The following is a 22,326-nucleotide window of genomic DNA, read 5'->3' as shown; positions in this document are numbered from 1 at the left end:
GTAACGCGTTCAGCCCTCCCCTGCTGGCAGGTCTGCGTTGATCATCTCGGCAATCAATTGCGCCCACGGCGCTGCGACAATGCCGTAATGATCAGTGTCCAGAGGCTGCCAGCTCAGCAGGTGCGGCAACAGGTCTTGCCAGGCACGCTGCAGGTCTGCCATTTGCCAGGCGCTGCCCATGCCATATGGATTTGGACGCGTGGCAATGAACAATCGCGCTCTGGTATCAATCAGTTGCGCGGGCCGATGATCAGCCATGCTCGCCATGTTGTTCTGGCAGCAGACGATCAGGCTTTGCAGGTAACGTGATGCGTCTTCACTGGCCGTGCTGGCGGCAGTGTTGAGGGCCCGCCGTGCAGAAAACTCGCGCTGGAAGACCTGCTGAATATGTTCTTCGTCGATCCGCGCCAGCTCGGTGCCAGCGTCCGGCGCAGGCGGATCGATCAGGTACAGCAACGGCTGCTCGCAACCGTCCGCCAGCAGGTTGCACATCGCCTGCGCCACCCACGCGCCGAACGACCAGCCGGCCAGCCGCCATGCTGTGCCGTCGGGGTGATGGGCCTGCAACGCGTCAAGATACAGCTGCGCCCGTTCGGCCAGGCTGATATTCGGCAGCTCGGGCAGGCGCAAGGCCGGGTCGGCAATTACCCACACACCCAGATCAGGGTGCAGCGCCGAGGCCAGCTCGCGATACGCCTGAACATCGCCGCCCACCGGATGGATCAGGTACAGGCGCTCGCGGTCAGCCCCCGCATGCCATTGGTCAATCCTAACCGCGTCGGTCCATTGGTCTTCGACTGCAGCCGCACCGCCCTGCGCTGACTGCACCAGCGCCAGTACCTCGCGCAGGCTGACCTTGTGGCTGAACTGTGACAACTGGAATACCACACCCGTCGCGGCCTGCAATTCGTCGATCAGGTCCAGCAAGGTCAGGGAATCAGCGCCCAGCTCGTACAGCGAGTCATCCGGATCCAGAGCGCTTACGCCAAGCCATTTGCACAGGCAGCCATGCAGACGCTCCGGCAGACCGGTTTCTGCCGCAACGGCTGGCGCAGTGTCGACCAGCGTCAAGCCAGCACCGCTATGACGAGCCGGGTAAAACTGGCGTGCGGTGTTCAGATCGGTCGTCGAAATCAACAATTGCGGCAGTTGTGCAGTCATGGCGGCGTCGAATACCTGGCAGCCCTCTTGCGCCGACATGCCGACCGCGAGATGCCGCTGATGCGCTTCATCGCCGATGCCGCTGGCAGCGGCCATACCGGTTTCCCTCCAGATATCCCAGTTGATACCCAGGCGCACGCAGCCATTTTCGGCATTCGGGCGATAATGGGCGAAGCCGTCTAGCACCGCACTGGCGGCGGCGTAATCCAGATGTCCGGCACCGCCGAACAGCGCCGACATCGATGAGCAGTACAGCACAAACCCTGGCGTCATCTGTTCGATCAACGCTTCGACCGCCAGCATGCCGCGGGTCTTGCTCGCCATCGCTTCAGACAGCAGGTAAGCATCGCGCTGACGAATCAGGCTGCCTGCTGCGGTCCCGGCAGCATGGATTACCCCGTCGAAGTGTCCATAACGCTCGCGCAGTTGCTCAAGCACCTTGGGCCAGCGTGCCAAATCGGCGATATCCGCCTGAACGCTATCGATACGCGCGGCATAATCGCCCAGCTCCTGCGGACATTCCCCACGGCGCGACAGCAGTACTACCCGCCGCTGGCTTGATCGCAGCAAGTGTTCACACAACGTGCGGCCGATGCCTCCTGTGCCGCCGAGCACCAGAAACGTGCCATTTACCGGCAGTAGATTCGAAGCGACCTTTGGCAGCGCGAGCGGGCCGGGCTGCAGTTGTGGTTGCCACAGATAACCGTCACGAATGGCCATGCGCCGTGGCAGCGATGTCGGTTCGGCAAGCAGCGACGCCAGTTGCAGCGCCTGGCTGCCCCATTGCGCAGTGGGGAGATCCAGCCAGTGACAGCGTATCGGGTATTCCTGCGGGGCCACTTCGGTAATACCTGCCAGCGCCGCCAGTTCCGGACGCATGACCTGACCATTTACCGGGCACGCCTGCCAGGACAGCAGCCAGAGTCGCAAAGCGGTCTTCTGTGCGCATTCCCCCCAGGCCTGCAAAAACGCGCTGAGCGTGTCCAGACACGCCCATTGCGCGGCGGCAAGGCTTTGCTCGTTGACCACCCCGCCAACCGAGAGTGGCAAGGCATGCAACCAGTCGAGTTCGGTCGCCACCTGCCCACTCTGATCAAGCTCGGCGATCAATCGGCTAAACGCCAGCGGGTCCAGTGGATCAAGCTCATAAAGGTTCGGGCCAAGCTGCTGATAACCATTACCGGCCTGCACCTCGATGACGTGCCGATAAACGCCCTGCAGGCTGCCAAGCAGTGCGGCATCAATGCGCTCGTGACTGCACACCACCAGCCTGTCGCGACGCTCGCCAATCGGTTGTGTGCCCAGACGACGCACTCGCTGCCACTGGCGCTGATAAAACCAGTCCGCCATTAACTCGCGCTCAGCGGTTTGCGGCGGCTGCTCGACATCGGCAGATGGCTTGAAGCGGAAGGTCTGCAGGTCGAACGCCGAGGGCGGCAAGTTCCACGGTGGCGGTGCCGAACGCGTCGCCACCTCGATACTGGCCCCTGCATACCAGGCTTCCAGCAACGCCTGCGGCGAGTGCTCACTGGCCTTCAGACGCAGGTCCGAGATCGTCACCCGTTTGATCGAAGAAGGTTGCAAACGCAGCGTTTGACCCTGCTGGCAGATCACCGCAAAGCGCCAGGGCAATGCGCGTCGCCCATTTTGCAGGTAACGCAGCAGCGCGGTCTGTTGTTCGGGAAAGGTATTGAGCCACGCATCGATTGCCGCGACGTCCCGCTCCAGCGCTGTACGGCTGTGCGCCGACAGCAGCAGGCACGGCGGGCATTCCTCGGCGCTGTCTGCCTGCGATGGCGGCGCGCCGACAATCACGTGCGCGTTGGTGCCGCCGATACCGAAACTGCTCACCCCGGCCAGCCGCCGACGGCCTTCGGGCCATGGCCGTGAGGTGGTGGGTATGTAGAACGGTGAGTGCTGCAGGTCGATTTGCGGGTTAATCCGGGCGAAGCCCAGATTGGGCGGGATCACCCCATGAAACACCGCAAGCGTCGCACGAATCAGCCCGACCACACCCGCTGCCGCGCCCAGATGGCCAACCTGGCTTTTCACTGACGCCAAAGCGCAACTGGCAGCGGGCGTTGCGCCGAACGCCTTGCTCAGTGCCGCCACTTCAATAGGGTCGCCCAGCAGCGTGCCTGTGCCGTGGGCATCGATGTAGCCCATGTCTGCACCTGTGACACTTGCCTTGCGCAGGGCCTCACTGATCACCGCGCTCTGCCCCGCCACCGACGGCGCGGTGTAGCTCATCTTGGCCCGGCCATCGTTGTTCAGCGCAGAGGCCTCGACCAGCGCATAGATTCGGTCGCCATCGGCTTGGGCGCGGGCCAGCGGTTTGAGCACCACCACCCCATAGCCGCTGGCCCCGATAGTCCCGCTGGCATCGTCACTGAAAGGACGGCACAGCCCGTCGCGAGAGAAAATGTGTTGCGGGCGATAACGGTAGCCATTCGTCAGAGTCGGGTCGACGAGCACCCCGGCGGCCAGCATTACATCACTGTCGCCCTGGCGCAGCATCGCCGCCGCAAGGTGCACTGCAATCAGCGAACTGCCGCACGCTGCCTGAACACTCAGCGCCGGGCCGCCGAGGTCCAAGTGGTACGCCGCCTTGGTGGCCAGAAAGTCCTTGTCGTGGTGCAACGCCATCTGAAAGCCGTCCGGCAGATCGCCCTCGGCGGTTTCGCGCAGCATTTGCTGGAAATACGTGGTTTCGCCGCAACTGGCGATCAGGCCAATGCGTGGGCCATCGGCTGTGGGCGTGATTGCAGCATGTTGCAGCGCCTGCACACAGCCCATCAACAGGTGCCGCTGTTGCGGGTCCATCAGCCGCGCTTCCTGAAGGCTGATGCCGAAGTATTCCGGGTCGAAATCCAGCATCCCCGCCAATTGACTACGCGCGCCGACCAATCCATCGGCGGCGTCGAACAGCTCGATGCCCAACTCGTTTCCCTGGACCATTGCCCAGAACTCGGCGAGGTTGCCGGCCCCCGCCACATTCACCGACATGCCGATGATTGCCATCGGCTGCTCGCCAGCATCGGAGCCTTGCGCACGCGCCACTGAAACCGATGGCGAGGCCGAAAGATGCTGCGCCAGACGGCGCACAGTGACATGTTCGAACAGCGCTGCCATCGCCACTGGTTGTGGCAGTTGTTCGTTGAAACGGGCATGCAGGCGCATCAGGCCGAGGCTGGTGGCACCGGCCTCGAAGAAGGTCTGATCAAGCTCGATATCACGGCCGATGACCGCCACGAACAACTCGCTCAGTTGCTGTTCAAGCGCGCTCAGCGGCACTTGCGCAAGTGCACTGCGACGCCGTTGCAGTGCCTCGCCCAGCGAACTCAACGCCTTTCGGTCGATCTTGCCGCTGGGCGTACGCGGCCAGGCATCGACACAGCGGTATTCGTCGATACGCACATGCGCAGGCAAGTGCAGCGTGACCTGGCGATCCAGCTGCTGCACGTCAGGCGGCGTGCCTTCGACCTGCAACCAGGCCACCAGACGTGGCGGTTGGCCGTGCATGGCCAGCACCGCATTGCTCACCTGAGCGTCCTGCATCAGTGCGGCTTCGATCTGCCCCAGCTCAAGACGCTGGCCACTCACCTTGACCTGTTGGTCGTCACGGCCAAGGTAGTGCAGGCAGGCATCGGCATCAGCCCGGGCGAGGTCGCCGGTGCGGTAGAACAGCATGTTGCCCTCGGGCTGCGGCAACTCGACAAACCGCGCGGCATTCAGCGCCGGGTCGGCCAGGTAGCAGCGCGAAATCATCGGCCCCGCCACCAGCAGATAACCCCGGCTGCCAACTGGCACTGGCCGGTCGTGTTCGTCCACCAGCAGCAGCTGCGCGTTGTTCACCGCCAGCCCGATGGGCGCTCGCAGTGGCCAGTCCTGAACCGCCGCTGGCAAACGCCAGGCGCTGACCACGTGGGTTTCGGTCGGCCCGTAATGATTGAACAGACGTGCCTGCGGCATGCCACCAAACCAGCTGCGCAGTGCATCGGTGCAGAGCAGTTGCTCGCCGGCCGTGATCACCTCACGCAACGCCTGCGGGTAAACGCCCTGGCTGACTGCCGTCTGCGCCAGATGCTGCAAGGCCACGCACGGCAGGAACAGCCGCTCGATGCGCGCCTGCTGCAGATAGCTCAACAATGCCTGGGCATCCTGCCGCCAGCGCGGGTTAATCAAGTGGTAACAGCCCCCGCCACAGAGGGTGCTGAAAATCTCCTGAAACGACACATCGAACGACAGCATGGAAAATTGCAGGGTCACCGACCTGGCTGGCAACTGACCTTGGTTACGCTGCCAGTGCAACAGGTTGCAGAGGGTTCGGTCCGGCACCTGAACGCCTTTCGGCGTACCCGTCGAGCCGGACGTGAACAGCGTGTACAACGGTCGCTCGCCCGCGTGACGGCGACGTTCGAATGACCGTGGCGCAGCGCTCAGGTCGACCCGATGACGGGCCACCCGACCAGCATTCAATTCATCCAGTGCCGCCTCGGTGACAGTGCTGTACAGCAGGCAACACGGCTGTGCCTGCTGCATGACCTGACGCTGCACCGCCAGTGGATAACCAGGGTCCAGCGGCACGGCCGTCAGGTTGAGTCTGGCCAGCGCCAGCAAGGCCACGATGTGCTCGACCGACGCTTCGAGGTACAGCACCACTTGCAGCGGTGCGTCATACCCTTCCGGTAATGGGCATCGCTCGACCAGAGTCGCCGCCAGGGTGTCGGCCAACGCATCCAGTTCGGCATAGCTGATACGCTGCTGATCAGCGACCAGCGCCGGGGCATCCGGTGTGCAATTGACCTGATGTTCGAACCAGTCGGCCAGGGTGCCGAACGGAGCCTCATCGCTGCCACCCTGACTGGCGGGCGGCAGGCTGAAGCGGTACGGCGTGAGCAGATCGTCAAGGATGGCCGAAGGTTTTTCCAGGAGCAGATCAAGCCCCTGTTGAAACACCTGATTGACGGAAGTCATTTGTACGGCGTCGAAATAGCTGCACTGGTATTCCCACCAGCATTCCAGTTGCGAACCGGCATCGACCACCGACAAGGTCAGCGGGCATTTGGCCTGCACGGTCTCGGTGAGTTCGAACGTCGCTCGCAAGCTGGTACGAGCGAGTCTGGCGTAGTCGGTGTTTTCCAGCACGAACATGAAATCGAACAACGCACTGCTCGACGACAGCCGCAGGTCTTCGACCAGATCAGCCAGGGCGACGTCCTGCAAGGCCAGCACCTCGCGCACTGTGCCAGTCTGGCGGTGCATCTGCTGGTCGAGCGTCATGCTGTTGTCGAGTACCGTCGGGATCAGCACGGTGTTGGCAAACATGCTGATTGCGTCTTCGAACTCGGTCAATGGACGGTTGGAGACCGGGCTGGCGATTCGCGGCCGTTCGCAGCCAGTCAGCGTGTACACGCTCCAGGCATAAACGCTGAACAACACTTCATAGCGGGTGACGCGTTGCTGGCTGCAAAACCGATCCAGTGCGGCACTGCGCATGGCCCCCAGCGGCTGGCGGTACAGCCGTGCCTGCGGGCCTGGTTCGCGAACCGCCACCAGCGGTGGAGAACATGCTGGCTGCTGGCGATGCAACCCGGCCAGGGCACGGCGCTGGTCGCGATAGTGCGGGTCGACACGCCATTGCCGTTGCCAGAGCGCAAATTCCAGCGTGCCCAGCCCAGGCAAAGGCTCCGCATTTGCCCGCCCGTGCAGCGCATCGTCGTACAGTTGCACCAGATCATCGAACAACAGGTTCATCGACCAGCCATCGATGACAATGTGGTGCAGGTTCATAAGCAAGCGACAACTGCCATCGGCAAACGGCAATAGCCAGGCCTGGCACAGGGCTGATGTCGCCAGATCGAAGGGTGTATCGAACACCAGCGTAGCGAAGCTACGCCAGGTCTGTTCGCTGAACGCCCCCACAGCAAAGGTGCGGCACAGCACGTCTCGCTCGCAAACCTCCTGATACAGCCCGTCGGCCACGGACACGAAGGCCGTGCGTAACCCGCTGTGTCGGGCCAGCAGGCGCTGCACGGCTTCGGCCAGCGCGGGCAATTGAATGCCCGCCGCAAGGTGCAGAATGAGCGGCACGTTGTAGGCCGTGGCTTGCGGCGTGCGTTGCTGCATCAGCCACAGGCGGCTTTGCTCGGCAGTGGCTGGCGCACGCCCGAACCTGTTGACGGGTGGCGCGGGTGGATAGGCAGACGCAGCGCCCTGTTCATCTCTCAGGCGTTCGGCCAGTGCTGCGAACGATTCGCCCAGCACCGCACCCAGCATAATTTCGCGTCGCCAGTGCGTGCGGATTGCAGAGCGCAGGCGCATGGCCTTGAGAGAGTCGCCACCACTGCCCAGCCAGTCATCCTGGCCGTTGAGGCCGGGCTGTGCCAACAGCCTGCGGGCCTGGGTCAACAGCCAGTCCAGTGCGGGCGAGTGCTGATCGTCAGGCAGTGAGCAGGCTTGCGGTCGCCATGGTTTCAAGGGCTGCTCCAGCAGCGCACGCTGATCGATCTTGCCATTGGCAGTCAGCGGCAGACGCTCAAGCAGAAACAGCTGATGCGGGCGCATCCATGCCGCCAGGTGTTCACGCAGGTGCTGGTCCAACTCGCGATAGTCCAGGCCTTCGCGTGGCACGATGAACGCCAGCAACTGATGGTCTTCGGCCGCTTGCCTGCGGGTACAGACATGCGCCTGCACTACCCGCGGATGGTCCAGAATGCGTTGTTCGACTTCACCCGGCTCGATACGAAAACCGCGCACCTTCACCTGTCTGTCGACGCGGCCCAGGTACTCGATCAGCCCCTCGGCATTGACCCGCACCTGATCGCCGGTGCGGTAATAAAGTGTGTCTGCAGCGTCGAGCGCGGGCAGGCGCACGAAACTGTGTTCGGTCTCTGCGGGACGGTGGCGGTAACCCCGTGCCACCCCGCTGCCACTCAGGTAAAGCTCGCCCGCCTCGCCGGTAGCAACAGGTCGCTGTTCCGGGCTCAGCACACGCACGCCTGTGTCAGGCAATGGCCGGCCAATTGGTACCGTATCACCGGTAAAGTCTCGGGCAATGGAATGGCACAGCGCAAAGGTGGTGCATTCAGTGGGTCCGTAGGCGTTGAAAATCCGGCAGCGGCTGTCGGGATTGGCCTGATACCAGGCGCGCACCGCAGCGGCGCTGACTTGCTCGCCGCCGATCAGTAGCTGGCGCAGGCTGGCAAAACAGCCGGGGTCATCCGCACTCAGCGTGTTGAACAGCGAAACGGTCATGAACAGGTTATCGACCTGTTGTGTTTCCAGCACTGTGGCCAGCCGCCGTGCGTCCTGCAGGTCTGCGTCGGCAATGATGACGCAGCAACCTCCATTGAGCAGCGGTGCCCACAGTTCGAAGTTACAGGCGTCAAACGCCGGGTTGGACAGGCAGGCGAAACGGTCGCCTGCACGAATCTCGATGTAGCTGTCGGCCCGGGCCAGACGCAACAGGCCGCGCTCGCCCACTTCCACTGCCTTGGGTGTGCCGGTGGTGCCCGAGGTGTAGAACAGAAAGCTCAGCTCGGCGAAGTCATCAGGCACAGGCTGCGGCGGCTGATCAGGGTAATCCAGCAGCGCCTCGACGCTGATGTGCCAGCCACGCAGCGTCGAAACGGCATCAGAATCTTGACCCAGGGTAACCAGCCCGACACACCTGCCATCTTCCAGCATCAATTCCCGACGCCGTAGCGGGCTGGCGCGATCCAGTGGCACCACGACGGCCCCCACCTTCAGGGCCGCCATGATTGTCGCCACCCACTGCCAGCCACGCGGCATGCACAGGGCAAGTGGATCACCGCGCCCTGCGCCTTGTGCCAGCAACCCCCTGGCGATGCGCTCGCTGGCGCTGGCCAGTTGCGCGTAGCTCAGCCTTACGTGCTGATCGATCACCGCCAGTGCCTCGGGATTGCGTCGCACCTGCTCGGCAAAGCGCAACAGCAGAGTCGCGGGGTGCCGGACCATACCCTCCTTGTGGCTGCTCATCATTGCGCCTCCTGCGTGTCGAAACGTTGCAATTCCTGCCTGAGCGTCTGCGAGACCCGATGCACCTCGGCACTTTCCAGCATGTCCCAGTGCCCGCCGTGCACCAGCTGGGCCTTGTAACCGTTACCCGCGCGGCGACGCCAGAAGCTGCGCAGCTCATGCAACTGCGCGCGGCTGAAGCCTTCACGGGCCTGAATCAGCACGATGCGCCCGGCGTGCGGTTCGCATTCGTAAGCAGCCATTGCCAGGCGGTTGTGGTTGTAGAGGTGGAAATAACGCTCGACCTGAGCGTCTTCGATACCGGGGTACATGCCGTTGAAGCGCACCAGCTTGTCGCGAAATTCAGCCATGTCGACGGTGCCGATCTGTTGCCGAAACCCCGAATCATCCGAGCCCTGGGTATCGAGCAGCACCACCGTGACCTGACGATTGCCAGCAGCCGTCAGGCGCCGGGCCATTTCGTAAGCCACCAGACCGCCGAACGACAGCCCGGTGAGTATCAGCGGTTGAGACGTTAATGGCGCGATGCGCCGTAGATAGGCGTCGGCCATCGCTTCGACGCTCGGCTCGGTGCTCTCTCCAGGGTTCAACCCCGGCGATTGCACACCGTACACACCGATAGCGTCCGGCAGTTCCTTGGCCAGCGACAGGTAGCAGAACGCAGTGCCGCCCGCCGGGTGAATGCACACCACGTTGCGTTGCCCGGCACCGCGGCGGAATTCGATCAGGTTGCCCTGCGCCGAAGTCAGGCTGGCCCCGGTACGCAGCCAACCGCCCAGCGCCTCGATGGTCGGGTGGCCGATGATCACACGCACCGGCACTTCGACGGCGAAGGCCCGGCCGATCTCGTAGGCCATCTTGATCGCCGCAATCGAGGTGCCGCCGACGTTGAAGAAGTTGTCGCGGATGCCGATTTGCGGCACCAGCAGCAGGTCTTTCCAGATCTGATACAACGCCAGCTCGATATGGTCCCTGGGGCTGCCGAGGTTGACCTGCCGTTCGGCCAGGTCCTGATCGGCCAGTGTCGCGAGAGCCACACGGTCGACCTTGCCATTGACCGTCAACGGCAAGGCGTCCAGCCACAGATAAGCGCCGGGCATGACGGCGCTGGACAGGGTCGTCGCCAAGTGAGCCCGCAGCGCGGACTCGTCCACTGCGCCGTCGGCGACACAGCACGCCACCAGACGCTGGTTCTGCGCGGTATCGCCAACGATCAGTGCCACACTGCTACGGATGCCGGGAAACAAGTCGAGCCGCGCTTCGATTTCACTCAACTCCAGGCGGATGCCGCGCAGCTTGACCTGAAAGTCATTGCGACCGAGAAACTCCAGCTGACCGTCCGGGCGATAGCGCGCCAGATCACCACTGCGGTAAAGCCGGTCGCCAGCAACAAACGGGTTGTCGATAAACCGCTCGGCTGTGAGTTCGGCCAATCCCATATAGCCCCGCGCAACACCGACGCCGCCAATGTGCAACTGACCGGTAACACCGGCTGGAACTGGCGCATTGCGCTCGTCGAGCACATAAAAACGGGTGTTGGCGATAGGTCGGCCGATGGGCAGTTGGCGCGGCGGAACCTCTGCGCCAGGCTGCAGCGTCCAGACACTGCTGATCACTGTGGTTTCGGTCGGGCCATAGACATTGTGCAAGCGGGCATGCGGCAGACGCTTCTGAAACAGTCTGGCCACTGCGGGCGACAGCTCCCCGCCGCCACTGAACACATCCTTCAGGGAGTGACAGGCGCTGACCTCTTCGACCTCCAGAAACAGTTGCAGCATGGCCGGGACAAATACCATCGCGGTGACGCTTTGTTCACGCACCACCTGCGCCAGATAACCGGGTTCGAAATGCCCGCCGGGACGGGCGATGACCAGTCGGCCGCCCGTGAGCAGCGGCCAGAAGAGCTCCCAGGCGGAAGCGTCGAAACCGAATGGAATCTTGTGCAGCATGCTTCCGGATTCGCCACAGAACTGCTGACACCAAAGCAGCAGGTTGCTCAGCCCCCGGTGCGTGACCATCGCCCCTTTGGGCAGGCCGGTAGTGCCCGAGGTGTAAAGCACGTACGCCAGATGGTCGGCGTTGACCCTGACACGCTGCGGGTCTGGATTGTCTGGCGAGCATTGAGCCCAGAGCGCGGCATCAGCCTGCACATCGAGGATCGGCACCTCGCAGTCTGCACCTTGCAGGGCATCGCGGAGAATCTTGCGCGTCGGCCCGAGAGCAAGCAACACCACCGGGCAAGTGTCGTCGAGAATATGACGCAAGCGTCCTGATGGATAATCCGGGTCCAGCGGCACATAGGCGCCACCGGCCTTGAGCACCGCCAATAAAGCCACCGGCAGTTCCAGCGAGCGCTCGATACAGACGGCTACGCGCACATCCGGGCCGACGCCAAGGGTGAGCAAGTGCTGCGCCAGTCGGTTGGCCTGGCTGTTGAGCTGGCTGTAACTCAGTGACTGACCTTCGAAAATGACCGCGCACTCATCTTCGCGACGCGCTACCTGAGCTTCGATCAGGCGATGCACGCAATCGACAGGCTGCGTCAGCGCCGCCGGGCTGTTCCAGCCGTGCAGAATCTGTTCACGTTCGGCGTCAGTGATCAGCGTCAGTGCGCCGACCGGCTGTTTCGGGTCCAGCGCAACCTGCTCCAGCAGGTGTCGATAATGCCCACTCAGGCGCTCGATGCTGGCCTGATCAAACAGATCAGTGTTGTATTCCACCAACAGGTTCAGCGCACCGTCGCGCTCGACCCATTCGAAGGCCAGATCAAACTTGGCCGTGGCACTGCCGGTGCCATATGGCGTCATGCTCAGCCCCGGCATCTGCACAGCGGTACCCGGAGTGTTCTGTAGCACCATCATCACCTGAAACAACGGCGAATAACCGGTATCACGCTGTGGGTTGACGGCCTCGACCACCCGGTCGAAAGGCACATCCTGATGGGCGTGGACATCCAGCAGCGTGGCACGTACCTCGCGCAACAGTTCAGCAAAGGTCTGCTGCGCATCGAGACGCTGGCGAATCACCTGGGTGTTGACGAAATGGCCGATCAGAGGCTCGATTTCAGGACGGCTGCGGTTGGCAAACGGCGTACCGATGCACAGGTCCCGCTGACCGCTGTGGCGCCAAAGCAGCACGGAAAGCGCGCCGATCAACACGTTGAACAGCGTGCCATGGGTTTGTCTGGCCAGTGCATTAAGACCGCGCAAGGTGCTGCCATCGACTGTCGAGCTGAAGGTCGCCCCAGCGTAACGCTGCACGGTCGGGCGTGGTCGGTCGGCAGGCATGTCGAGCAGCGGCGGCGCGTCGGCCAGCGTGCGCTGCCAGAAAGCCAGTTGCCCCGCCAGCGCCTCGCCGCTCAGACGCTGTTGCTGCCAGCAGGCGTAGTCGGCGTACTGCACCGCCAGCGGTGCCAGACTGGACGCCTGACCGCGCAGAAAATCGCCATACAAGGTGCTCACTTCGTGAAGGATCACTCCCATCGACCAGCCATCGGCGATGATGTGGTGCACGCTGTACAGCCACAGATACTCGTCATCGGCCAGACGCAGCAGCGAAGCCCGCAACAGCGGGCCGCTGGCCAGGTCGAATGGCGCTTTGGCCTCCCGATCGACAGCCATTCCGACCTGCACTTCACGCGCCTCTGGCGACAGGTCACGCAGGTCGACCTTCGGCATCGCCAGCGCCATCACCGGGTGCACGATCTGCCGTGGCTCGCCGTCCACACTGGCAAACGTGGTGCGCAGCATTTCGTGGCGCATGATCAATTCGTTCAGCGCCTTTTCCAGCACCGGCACATCCAGCGTGCCCTTCAGCAAGATCGCAGTGGGAACGTTATAGAACGCATTGCCCGGTTCCATCTGGTCGAGAAACCATAGCTGGCGTTGCGAAAAGGACAGCGGCAGCGCCGTTAGCCCGACAGCACGACGGGGGATCGCCGCCGGGTCGGTGCCGCTCAGCAAAGCGATCAGCTCTGCCTTGTGTTGCTTGAGTGCCTGCAACATCTCGTCATTGAGAAACCCGCGCGGAGCCTTGCAACGCAGTTTTTCGCCGTCCACTTCAAGCACCACGGCATGACGACCGAACAACTCCAGCAATTGATAGGCATTCATATCTCTATCTCCTCCATGTCGCTGGCGTCGTCCGTTTGATCCGCAGCAGAAGCGAACGCCTCGATCTGCGTGCGGCGATGTTCATCAGCAGTGCGCAGGCCGCCCACCATCGAGTAGATCAACTGATGATTCGGTCCCAGGTCGAACAGCGCCGACAATTGCTGCTCTTCGAGCGAGCCCATGCCGCACAGGCCAAGGCCCTGCTCCACCGCAGTCATGGTCAGCAATTGCGCCATGCCTCCGGCTTCGATATGGCAGAAGTCGCGACTGCGCTCGCCATACAGCGGCCGGATTGCGGCCATGTCGGCGATGAAGAACAGCGAGAACGCAGCGTTTTCGAACACCGGACGATTGACGAAATAGTCGTAGGTGTCCGGGTCCAGCACGTCAATGTCCAGCCTCAGCAGGCGGTGCTGAACCGGGTCGTAGTAATAGGCACCCGCTGCGACACCGATTACCCGCTGCGGCTTGACGTACAGGTAGCTCTGAATCGGGTACAGGCCGCCTGCGGACGGAAACTGGTACTTGATCTCTCCATCCAGTTGCCCCTGGGCCAGGCTGGCCAGCAAGCCGGCGAACGCCTCGGTAGGGATCGGCTGCGCAGCGAACTGACGTACCGAGCGGTAATCGCTGAAGCGCCGCACCAACGCCGGGTCATCCGGGCGCGCAAGGTCCAGCCCCGGAACCTGTGCGGTGAAGTTCCGACGCCCACGCTGATCGGCCTTGAAGCGCGCCCGCTGCTGCGGATCTTCAATCACCTGCTCGGGCGAAGCTGCCCGTTGCCGGACGCTGTCGACCACGCTGCCATCGGCCAGAGTCTGGCGGTACATGCCGAGCAGATTGAGCAGGGTCGGCTGCGCCAGCAATTGCGCAACGTTGGGGCGGAACTGCAGCTCGCCAGACAGCGCATTGCTGATCCTGACAATGTCGATCGAGGTTGCGCCCAGGTTCAGCAGATTGGCGTCGGCAGCAATCGAAGGACGCTTGAGCACGCCCTGCACAATCGTCACCAGTTGTTGCTCCTGTGGCCCTTCGACTTCAAGCGCGGGACCTGACGTCTGAGACTGCGTCGGCTCCGGCAGGCGTTTCTTATCGACCTTGCCGTTGGCCGACAGCGGCCATTCCTGCACGAAGGTAAACGAGCTCGGCACCATGTAGGCGGGCAACTTGTCTGCCAGGTACTGGGCAAAATCACTGGCCTGCAACGAGGCATCGGCCTTGAGTACGTAGCCCGCAAGCCGCTTCTCGCCCAGCGCTTCGCCCAACACCCGCACCACGGCGCTTTGCACGCCGGGATGGCGATTGAGCGCAGCTTCGATCTCGCCCAGCTCGATACGATGCCCCTGAACCTTGACCTGGGTGTCTTCGCGACCGAGAAACTCGATATTGCCATCGGGCAACCAACGGCCCAGATCGCCAGTGCGATACAAACGCTCGCCCGTCAGCGGGTGAGCGTAGAAGCTCCCGGCACTCAGGGTTTCATCGCGCCAATAGCCCTTTGCCAGACCGATACCGCCGATATACAACTGACCGGCCACCCACGTCGGGCGAACCTGCAACGCATCATCCAGCACATAGAAGCGCTGGTGATCCAGAGGTTTGCCGTAGGGAATGCTGCGCCAGTGGGGATCGACCTGTTGCAGCGGATACAGTATCGACCAGATGGACGCCTCGGTCGCCCCGCCCAGGCTGATCAGCTGCAACGTCGGCTGCAACGCCCAGGCGCGTTCGGGTAGCGTCAGGGGAATCCAGTCGCCCGACAGCATCGCTACCCGCAGGCTCGACGGCAATGCACTGCGCTCGCCTTCGGCATACTCCAGCAACATGCTGAACAAGGCTGGCACCGAATTCCACAGGCTGACCTGATGCCGCTCGATCAGCGCCAGCCAGTGCGCCGGGTCGAGCGCCTGCTGCGGTTCGAGCAACACCACCGCAGCGCCCGCAGCCAGCATGCCGAAGAAGTCATAGACCGACAGGTCGAAACTCAGCGAAGAAATCGCCAGCACCCGGTCCCTGGCACCGACGGCAAAACGCCGGTTGATGTCGAGCAACGTGTTGACCGCACCGCGATGATCGATGACCACGCCCTTGGGCATGCCGGTCGAGCCCGAGGTGTAGATCACATAGGCCAGGTCGTCTGGCGTGAGGTCTACAGCGTGCAATTCAGGCTGATCGGAAATGGCATCGCCGGAAATGACCGGGTCGGTCACGCTGATGACCTTGATCTGCTCGGGCCATTCGATACGTTGCAGCAGTGCGGGCTGAGTCAGGGCCAGACTCGCTTCGGCACGCTGCAAAATGTGCTCCAGACGCTCCGTCGGCAGCGTCGGGTCGAGCGGCAGGTAGGCACCGCCTGCGTACTGGATCGCCAGGGTTGCCACTACCTGTTCCCAGCCACGTTCCATGACCACCGCGACCAGCCTGTTGGGCACCACGCCCATACGCTGAAGCCGCGCCGCCAGATGCCGCGCTTCGGCTCGCAGCTGTCGATAACTCAACTGGCGCTGCGTGCCGATCACTGCCAGTGCGTCCGGGGCAGCAAGCGCCTGGCGGTCGAACAATTCGTGCATCAGCGCCGAGTCGACAGGAGCGGCATCCGGCATAGGCAAGTGTGCCAGCGGTATCAGCTGCGCGGTGTTGGCGCTCCAGGCATCCGGCGCCAGCAGACGGTCCAGCAGCGCGTTGTAGGCGACGAACATCTGCTCGATCATGCCCACCGGAAACAATTCGTCGATGCTGTCCCAGTTGAACAGCAGGTGCCCTTCCAGCTCCAGCAACGTGTGGTCCAGCCACACCTGCGGGGTCTGGGTGATGCTGTGCATGTGCTCGGCGTTCAGGGCGTCGGCCAGATTGAATTCGGCCAGTTCCGGCGCCGCCTCCGACAGCGTGCTATTGAAGACAACCGGCATGGCGGTCTGCTGCACACCACGGGCCTGAGACAGCTCGCGCAGCACTCGGACCCCACTGACCACTGAATGGTCGATGTCTTGCCACAACCTTGCCTGCACGGCACGCGCCTTGTCAGTGAAGCTCGCTGCCGCTTCGAGGCTGACTTCGAGCAAGATCAGCGAGGTGAAGTCGCCGATGATGTCATCGACATCCGCGTGCAAGGGCATGCGGTTGAACAACGGCAGACTCAAGGTGAAGCGCGGCTGCCGACTCCATAGCGCCAGCACTTCACTGAACGCGGTCAGCAGCATCACCGACGGCGTCACGGCAAATTGTCTGGCCAGTTCCTTCAGTCGCGACCACTGCTGCACCGACAGTTCGCGGTCGCGGCGGGTAAAGTGCGGCTGGCTGATGCTTTCCGGCTGACACACCAGCGGCAGGTCCGGTGCGGGTGCCAGCGTGGCAACCTTCTCGCGCCAGTAGCCCAGCGCCTGTTCGTAGCGGCGGTCACTGCGCAGGCGCTGTTCGGCCAGCACGTAGTCGCGAAAGGTCAAACCCGGCTCAGGCAGTTGTAACTGCGGGTCGGTATAAAATGCCATCAGTTCGCGAGCCAGAATCTGCGTGCTCGCCGCGTCGACGATCAGTGCATCAAGGCTGATGTGCAGATGGCTGATGCTGTCATCGAGCAACGACAGACTGAACTCGAACAGCGGCCAGCAACTGGCGTCCAGCACCTGATGGGACTGACGTTCGCGAGTGTCTTGCAGGGCCTGCTGCGCAGCGGCGACGGGCAAGCCGCGCAGATCACTGCGTGGCATCCAATACGTCGGCACGTCTTCCAAAACCTGCTGTGTGCCGTCGCTGCGAAACACCACGCGCAGCATGTCATGCCGCTGGATCATGCGGTTCAGCGCCTGCTCGAAACGTGGCACGTCGAGGCCGGGAATGCGCAGTTCTTCGTAGCCGTGGGCACTGACACCGCCGAGGCTGACCGAAGACTCGCGGCCAAACCAGTACGCTTGCTGGATATCGGTCAATGGAAATGGCGCGTAACGTGCGCCGCGATCAGCTTCAATCGGGGTAAACGGCGTTTCAACCAAATGGCCTTCGCCACGCCCGAGCCGTACCTGCTCTGCCAGATCCACCAACACAGGCGTCTTGAACAGGCTGCTCAGGGACAATTGCGCGCCCATGCGCTGGTTGATCATGTAGACCATTCGCGTGGCCAGCAGCGAATGCCCGCCCAGGTCGAAAAAGTTATCGTGGAGGCCGACCTGCGCGCATTTGAGCACCTCGGCCCAGATCTGCGCCATCTGCCGCTCGGTCTCATCACGCGGGGCCACGTAAGTGCTTGCGTTCTGGCGCTCTAGCGCAGGCAGGGCCGGACGGTCAAGCTTGCCGTTGCGGGTCAGTGGCAGTTGCGCCAGGGAAACCCAGGCGGTCGGGACCATGTGTTCCGGCAGGTGGCGCTGTAGCTCGGCGCGCAGGGTTTCAGCGCTTGCCGGGCCCACCACGTAAGCCACCAGACGCTTGTCGCCCGGCATGTCCTCGCGCAGCAGCACGACCGCTTCCTGCACGCCCGGCTGTTGTTGCAGAAGGCTGTCGATCTCGCCGAGTTCGACGCGAAAGCCGCGCAGCTTGACCTGCTGGTCGATCCGTCCCAGATACTGCACGTTGCCGTCGGCATGGAACCGCGCCAGGTCACCGCTGCGGTACATGCACGCGCCGGGCTGCGGATCGAACGGGTTCGGCAGAAAGCGTTCGGCGCTCAGCGCCGAACGATTCAGGTAGCCACGGGCCAGACAGGTGCCCGCGATGTACAACTCCCCGGCCACACCGACCGGCACCGGGTTCAAGTCGCCGTCCAGCACGTACAGACGCGCATTGGCGATAGGCCGGCCAATCGGTGGCGCATCCGGCCACTGTCCGGCTTCGTCACAGTTAAGACTGAATTGGCTGACCACATGGGTTTCGGTCGGGCCGTACTGATTGTGCAACTGCGCACCGCCAAGGCCGCAAACAAAGGCACGCAGTTCATCATTGATCAGCAACGCCTCGCCGGCCGTGAAGATTTCACAGCCATCCGCCGGACGCGCGGCATCGGACTCGCTGAGACCGGCCAGTTGCTGGAGCACGGCAAAGGGCAGAAACGCCCGTTGTACGCCTTCGGCCACCAGCGTCGGGCGCAGTGAAGCGAGGTCCTTGCGAGCAGTTTCGCTCATCAGCACCAGGCTGCCGCCCTGACACAAGGTGCTGCAGATTTCCTGAAAGGACACGTCGAAGTTCAACGAGGCGAATTGCAACACCCGTTGCGAAACAGGTGCCTGTTCCAGTTGCCAGGCGATCAGATTGTCCAGCGCGGCACGGCTGTGCGCCACGCCCTTGGGCCGCCCGGTCGAGCCGGAGGTGTAGAGCACGTAAGCCAGATTGCCGGGGCTGACGGGCACGTGCGGATTGGAAGCGGAACACTGCGCCCACTGCTGCGCATCCACGTCCAGGCAGCAGATCGACAGCGTGTCGCGCAGCGGCGGCAGGTCTGCGCGCAGGGAGGCCTGAGTCAGCAGCAGGGTCGGTGCGGCGTCACCGAACATGAACGCCAGCCGCTCGGCCGGGTACGCGGGATCGAACGGCACGTAAGCGGCACCGGCCTTGAGAATGGCCAGCAAACCGATAACCATCTGCGCCGAGCGCTCCAGACACAGGCCCACGCGCTGCTCGGGCTTTACACCTTGCTGGATCAGGTAATGTGCCAGCCGGTTGGCAGACTGATTCAGCTCGGCATAGGTCAACGCTTGCTCATCGGCAAGCAACGCCACGGCATTGGGCACGCGCTGCACGATAGCCTCGAAGCGCGTTACACAATCGGGCTGCCGCGAGGTGTCGCGTTCAGTGCGGTTCCAGTCATGCACAATCTGGCGATGTTGCTCGGTATTCAGCAAGGCGACCGTCGCAAGGGGCTGCTCACTGTCCTCGACCATCTGTGTCAGGATGCGGCGCAGGTACTCGCCCATCTGCATCACGGTCTCGGGCTCATACAGGCCCGAAGCATATTCCAGACCGCCGACTATCTGCCCGTCACGCTCGCTGAGCGCCAGTTGCAGGTCGAATTTGGCCACTGGCTGACTGCTTTGCAGCACGCTGACGTCAAGTCCGGACAACGTCAGGTCCGAATCCTGATGCTGTTCCCAGGCGAACAGCACCTGAAAGACCGGGCTGTAAGCCAGACTGCGCGGCGGGTTGAGCACTTCCACCACCTGATCGAACGGCAGGTCCTGATGTTCCTGAGCTGCAAGCGCGACCTGGCGCGCCTGTTGCAGCCAGCTTGCCACGGTCGGGCTTGCGGAGCGGGTCATGCGCAAGGCCAGGGTGTTGACGAAGAAACCGATCAAGCCCTCCAGCTCTTGCTGGCTGCGGTTCGCCGAAGGCACACCGATAACCACATCGTCCTGCCCCGACAGGCGCATCAACAACAGCGACCAGGCGGCAAGCAGGTTCATGAACAGCGTGGTGCCTTGTTGCGTTGCCAACGCGCGCAGCCGTGCGGTCAGCGCGCGGTCAAACATCAGCGGCACGAAGCCGCCACGGTAATTCTGGACCGCTGGACGTTTGTGATCGGTAGGCAACTCCAGCAGTACGGGTGCACCGCTCAACGTTTCACGCCAGTAACGTCGCTGCGCTTCCAGCACTTCGCCAGACAACCACTGGCGTTGCCAGACTGCGTAATCCACGTACTGGATCGACAGGGGCGGCAATGGGTCGGCCTGTTTGTGGAGGGCTGCTTCGTACAACACCCCCAGCTCACGCGTCAGCACGCCCATCGACCAGCCATCCGAAATGATGTGGTGCTGGGTCAGCAGGAGCACGTGATCGTCTTCGGCCAGCTTCACCAGGCTGACGCGCATCAGCGGCCCGACCGCCAGGTCGAACGGCCTGCTGCCCTCCTCGTCCATCAGCTCAAGCAGACGCGCCTGGGCATCAGGCTCGCCATGCAGTTCGATGATCGGCAATGCAGCAATCGTCCCCGTCGCAGCAACCCGCTGCCGCCCCTCACCCTCGACGGCGATGAACGTGGTACGCAACGCCTCATGGCGGGCCACCAGCCGGTTGAAACTGCTTTGCAGTGCAGCCATCTGCAACGGTCCGCGCAGGCGCAGATTCAACGGCATGTGATAGGCCGCTTTGCCGCCCTCCATCTGCGCCAGAAACCACAGCCGCTGTTGGGCAGACGACAACGCGTGTGCGCCGCAACGCTCTATGACTGTGATGGGCGGACGAGCGCTGCCCGAGGCGCTGCTCAGTTGCTCAGCAAACTGCTGCAGCACGGGGGCGGCAAACAGCGCAGACGGCGACACGTCCAGACGCAATGTCTGCCGAACCTTGGCCAGCACGCGCATCACCAGCAGCGAGTGGCCGCCAAGCGCAAAAAAGTGATCCTGACGACCGACCCGCTCCACGCCCAGCACCTCGGCCCAGATCGCCACGAGTGTCGTTTCCAGCGGGCCCTGAGCCGCCTCGAACGCGTGTTGATCGAACGCATCGGCACCCGGTTCCGGCAATGCACTACGGTCCAGCTTGCCGTTGGCGGTCAGCGGCAGCGCGTCCATGCGCACAAACGCTGCGGGGATCATGTAGTCCGGCAGGCTGAGTTGCAGGTGCTGGCGAAGGCTTTTCGGCGTCAGCCCTGCATCAGCCTGTTCGTGAAAATAGGCGACCAGCCTGGGCACACCGACGCTGTCCTCACGCAGCACCACCAGGTTGTCACGCACGCCGGTAACTTCGGCCAGACGCGCCTCGATTTCACCCAGCTCCAGACGCAGACCACGCAGCTTGGCCTGCGAGTCATTACGCCCGAGAAATTCCAGGTTGCCGTCTGCGCGATAACGCGCCAGGTCGCCGGTGCGGTACAAGCGCTCACCGGTCACGAACGGGCTGTCGACAAAGCGTTCAAGGGTCAATTGCGGCAAGTTCAGATAGCCGCGTGCGACACCTGCGCCGCCGATATACAGCTCCCCCGTAACACCTGGAGCAACCTGTTCGGCAAACGCATCGAGCAGGTAAATCCGTGTATTGGCCAACGCCCGCCCGATGGGCAGCACCGCATCAACGTGGCTGTTGCTATCGAACTCAAAACAGGTGCTGTCGATGCTTGCTTCAGTGACCCCATAGGCCTGAACAATCTGCACGCGCTCGCCACACAGCCTGCGCAGTTGCCGCGCGCTATGGGCAGTCCAGATGTCCGACCCGCAGACCACCGTGCTCATGAAAGACAGGTCGTGCCCCGTCTCCTGGGCCCAGACCAGCAACGGGTTGAGCACCGCAGGCACGAAGTCCGCAAAATCGATGCGCGCCTCGCTCAACAAGCGATACAGCGCGCGCGGGTCCATCAGCGTGTCGCGCGGGCACAGAACAAGCGTGCCGCCAAAGCCCAGTGCGCGAATCAGATCGGCGCTGAACACATCGAAGGAAAACCCGGCCATTTGCAGGTGATTGAGGGGTTTGTGCAGTGCGTATAGCCGCTCCCATGCAGCGCTCACCGCCATCAGCCCGCGATGCTCGACCATCACACCCTTGGGTGTGCCGGTCGAGCCCGAGGTGTAGATCACATAAGCCAGATGACGCGACGTGAGCCCGACCGCATGCGGGTCCGGATTGTCTACCGGTTGCGCTGCCCACAGCCGGGTATCGGCCAGATCAAGCAGCGGCGCTGACGCCGCACACTCCTCAAGCGCCGCCAACAACGCCAGACGCGCCGCTGCATGGCTCAGTAGCACACGCGGTGCACTGTCCGCCAGCATGTGTGCCAGACGCGCTTTTGGGTAAGCGGAGTCGAGCGGTACATAAGCGCCGCCCGCCTTGAGTATCGCAAGCACGCCGACCAGCATGTCCAGCGAGCGCTCCAGGCACACACCGACACGCACATCCGGCCCGACCCCGAGGCTGCGCAGGTAATGGGCCAGACGATTGGCCTGGGTATTGAGCGTCGCGTAGTCAAGCGCGTCCTGTTCGAAGCGCGCGGCTATGGCGTCGGGATTGCGCCGCACCTGAGCCTCGAACAGGCTGTGTACACACCGGTTTTCGGCAAAGGGTTGCTCTGTATCAGGACGAGCGAAGCCCGTCCCGCGCGAGGAAGATTTGTCGACCATCAGGAACCACCGTCCGTGAG

The 22,326-nt window shown here is 63.0% G+C and carries 3 protein-coding genes; all 3 read right to left on the bottom strand.

The annotated features are described in order from the left end of the window. Positions 1-9 precede the first annotated feature (9 nt). The 3 genes from FFH21_RS09235 to FFH21_RS09225 are packed head-to-tail and all read right to left on the bottom strand — an operon-like array spanning position 10 to position 22,306. Positions 10-9,162 (bottom strand): non-ribosomal peptide synthetase, encoded by a 9,153-nt coding sequence (locus tag FFH21_RS09235; protein WP_011168197.1) that lies wholly within the window; start codon positions 9,160-9,162, stop codon positions 10-12. Continuing rightward, a complete protein-coding gene (locus FFH21_RS09230) occupies positions 9,162-13,274 on the bottom strand; it encodes a non-ribosomal peptide synthetase (RefSeq protein WP_011168196.1) in 4,113 nt (1,370 codons plus the stop codon). Before FFH21_RS09230 ends, FFH21_RS09235 begins: the two co-directional genes overlap by 1 nt. Next, entirely contained in the window at positions 13,271-22,306 is a 9,036-nt protein-coding gene (locus tag FFH21_RS09225; RefSeq protein ID WP_011168195.1) for a non-ribosomal peptide synthetase, read from the bottom strand. Before FFH21_RS09225 ends, FFH21_RS09230 begins: the two co-directional genes overlap by 4 nt. Between the last annotated feature and the right edge of the window lie 20 nt (positions 22,307-22,326).

It is taken from the genome of Pseudomonas sp. KBS0707, from assembly GCF_005937945.2.
GTDB classification, from domain to species: Bacteria; Pseudomonadota; Gammaproteobacteria; order Pseudomonadales; family Pseudomonadaceae; genus Aquipseudomonas; species Aquipseudomonas amygdali.
The sequence above is the reverse complement of the archived record's forward strand: the minus strand, read 5'-3'. Positions and strand labels throughout refer to the sequence as shown.

What these genes read in the sequence shown, in the direction of transcription:
- FFH21_RS09235 (WP_011168197.1), bottom strand. Translation starts at nt 9,162, where the DNA reads ATGAGCAGCCACAAGGAGGGTATGGTCCGGCACCCCGCGACTCTGCTG.
- FFH21_RS09230 (WP_011168196.1), bottom strand. Translation starts at nt 13,274, where the DNA reads ATGAATGCCTATCAATTGCTGGAGTTGTTCGGTCGTCATGCCGTGGTG.
- FFH21_RS09225 (WP_011168195.1), bottom strand. Translation starts at nt 22,306, where the DNA reads ATGGTCGACAAATCTTCCTCGCGCGGGACGGGCTTCGCTCGTCCTGAT.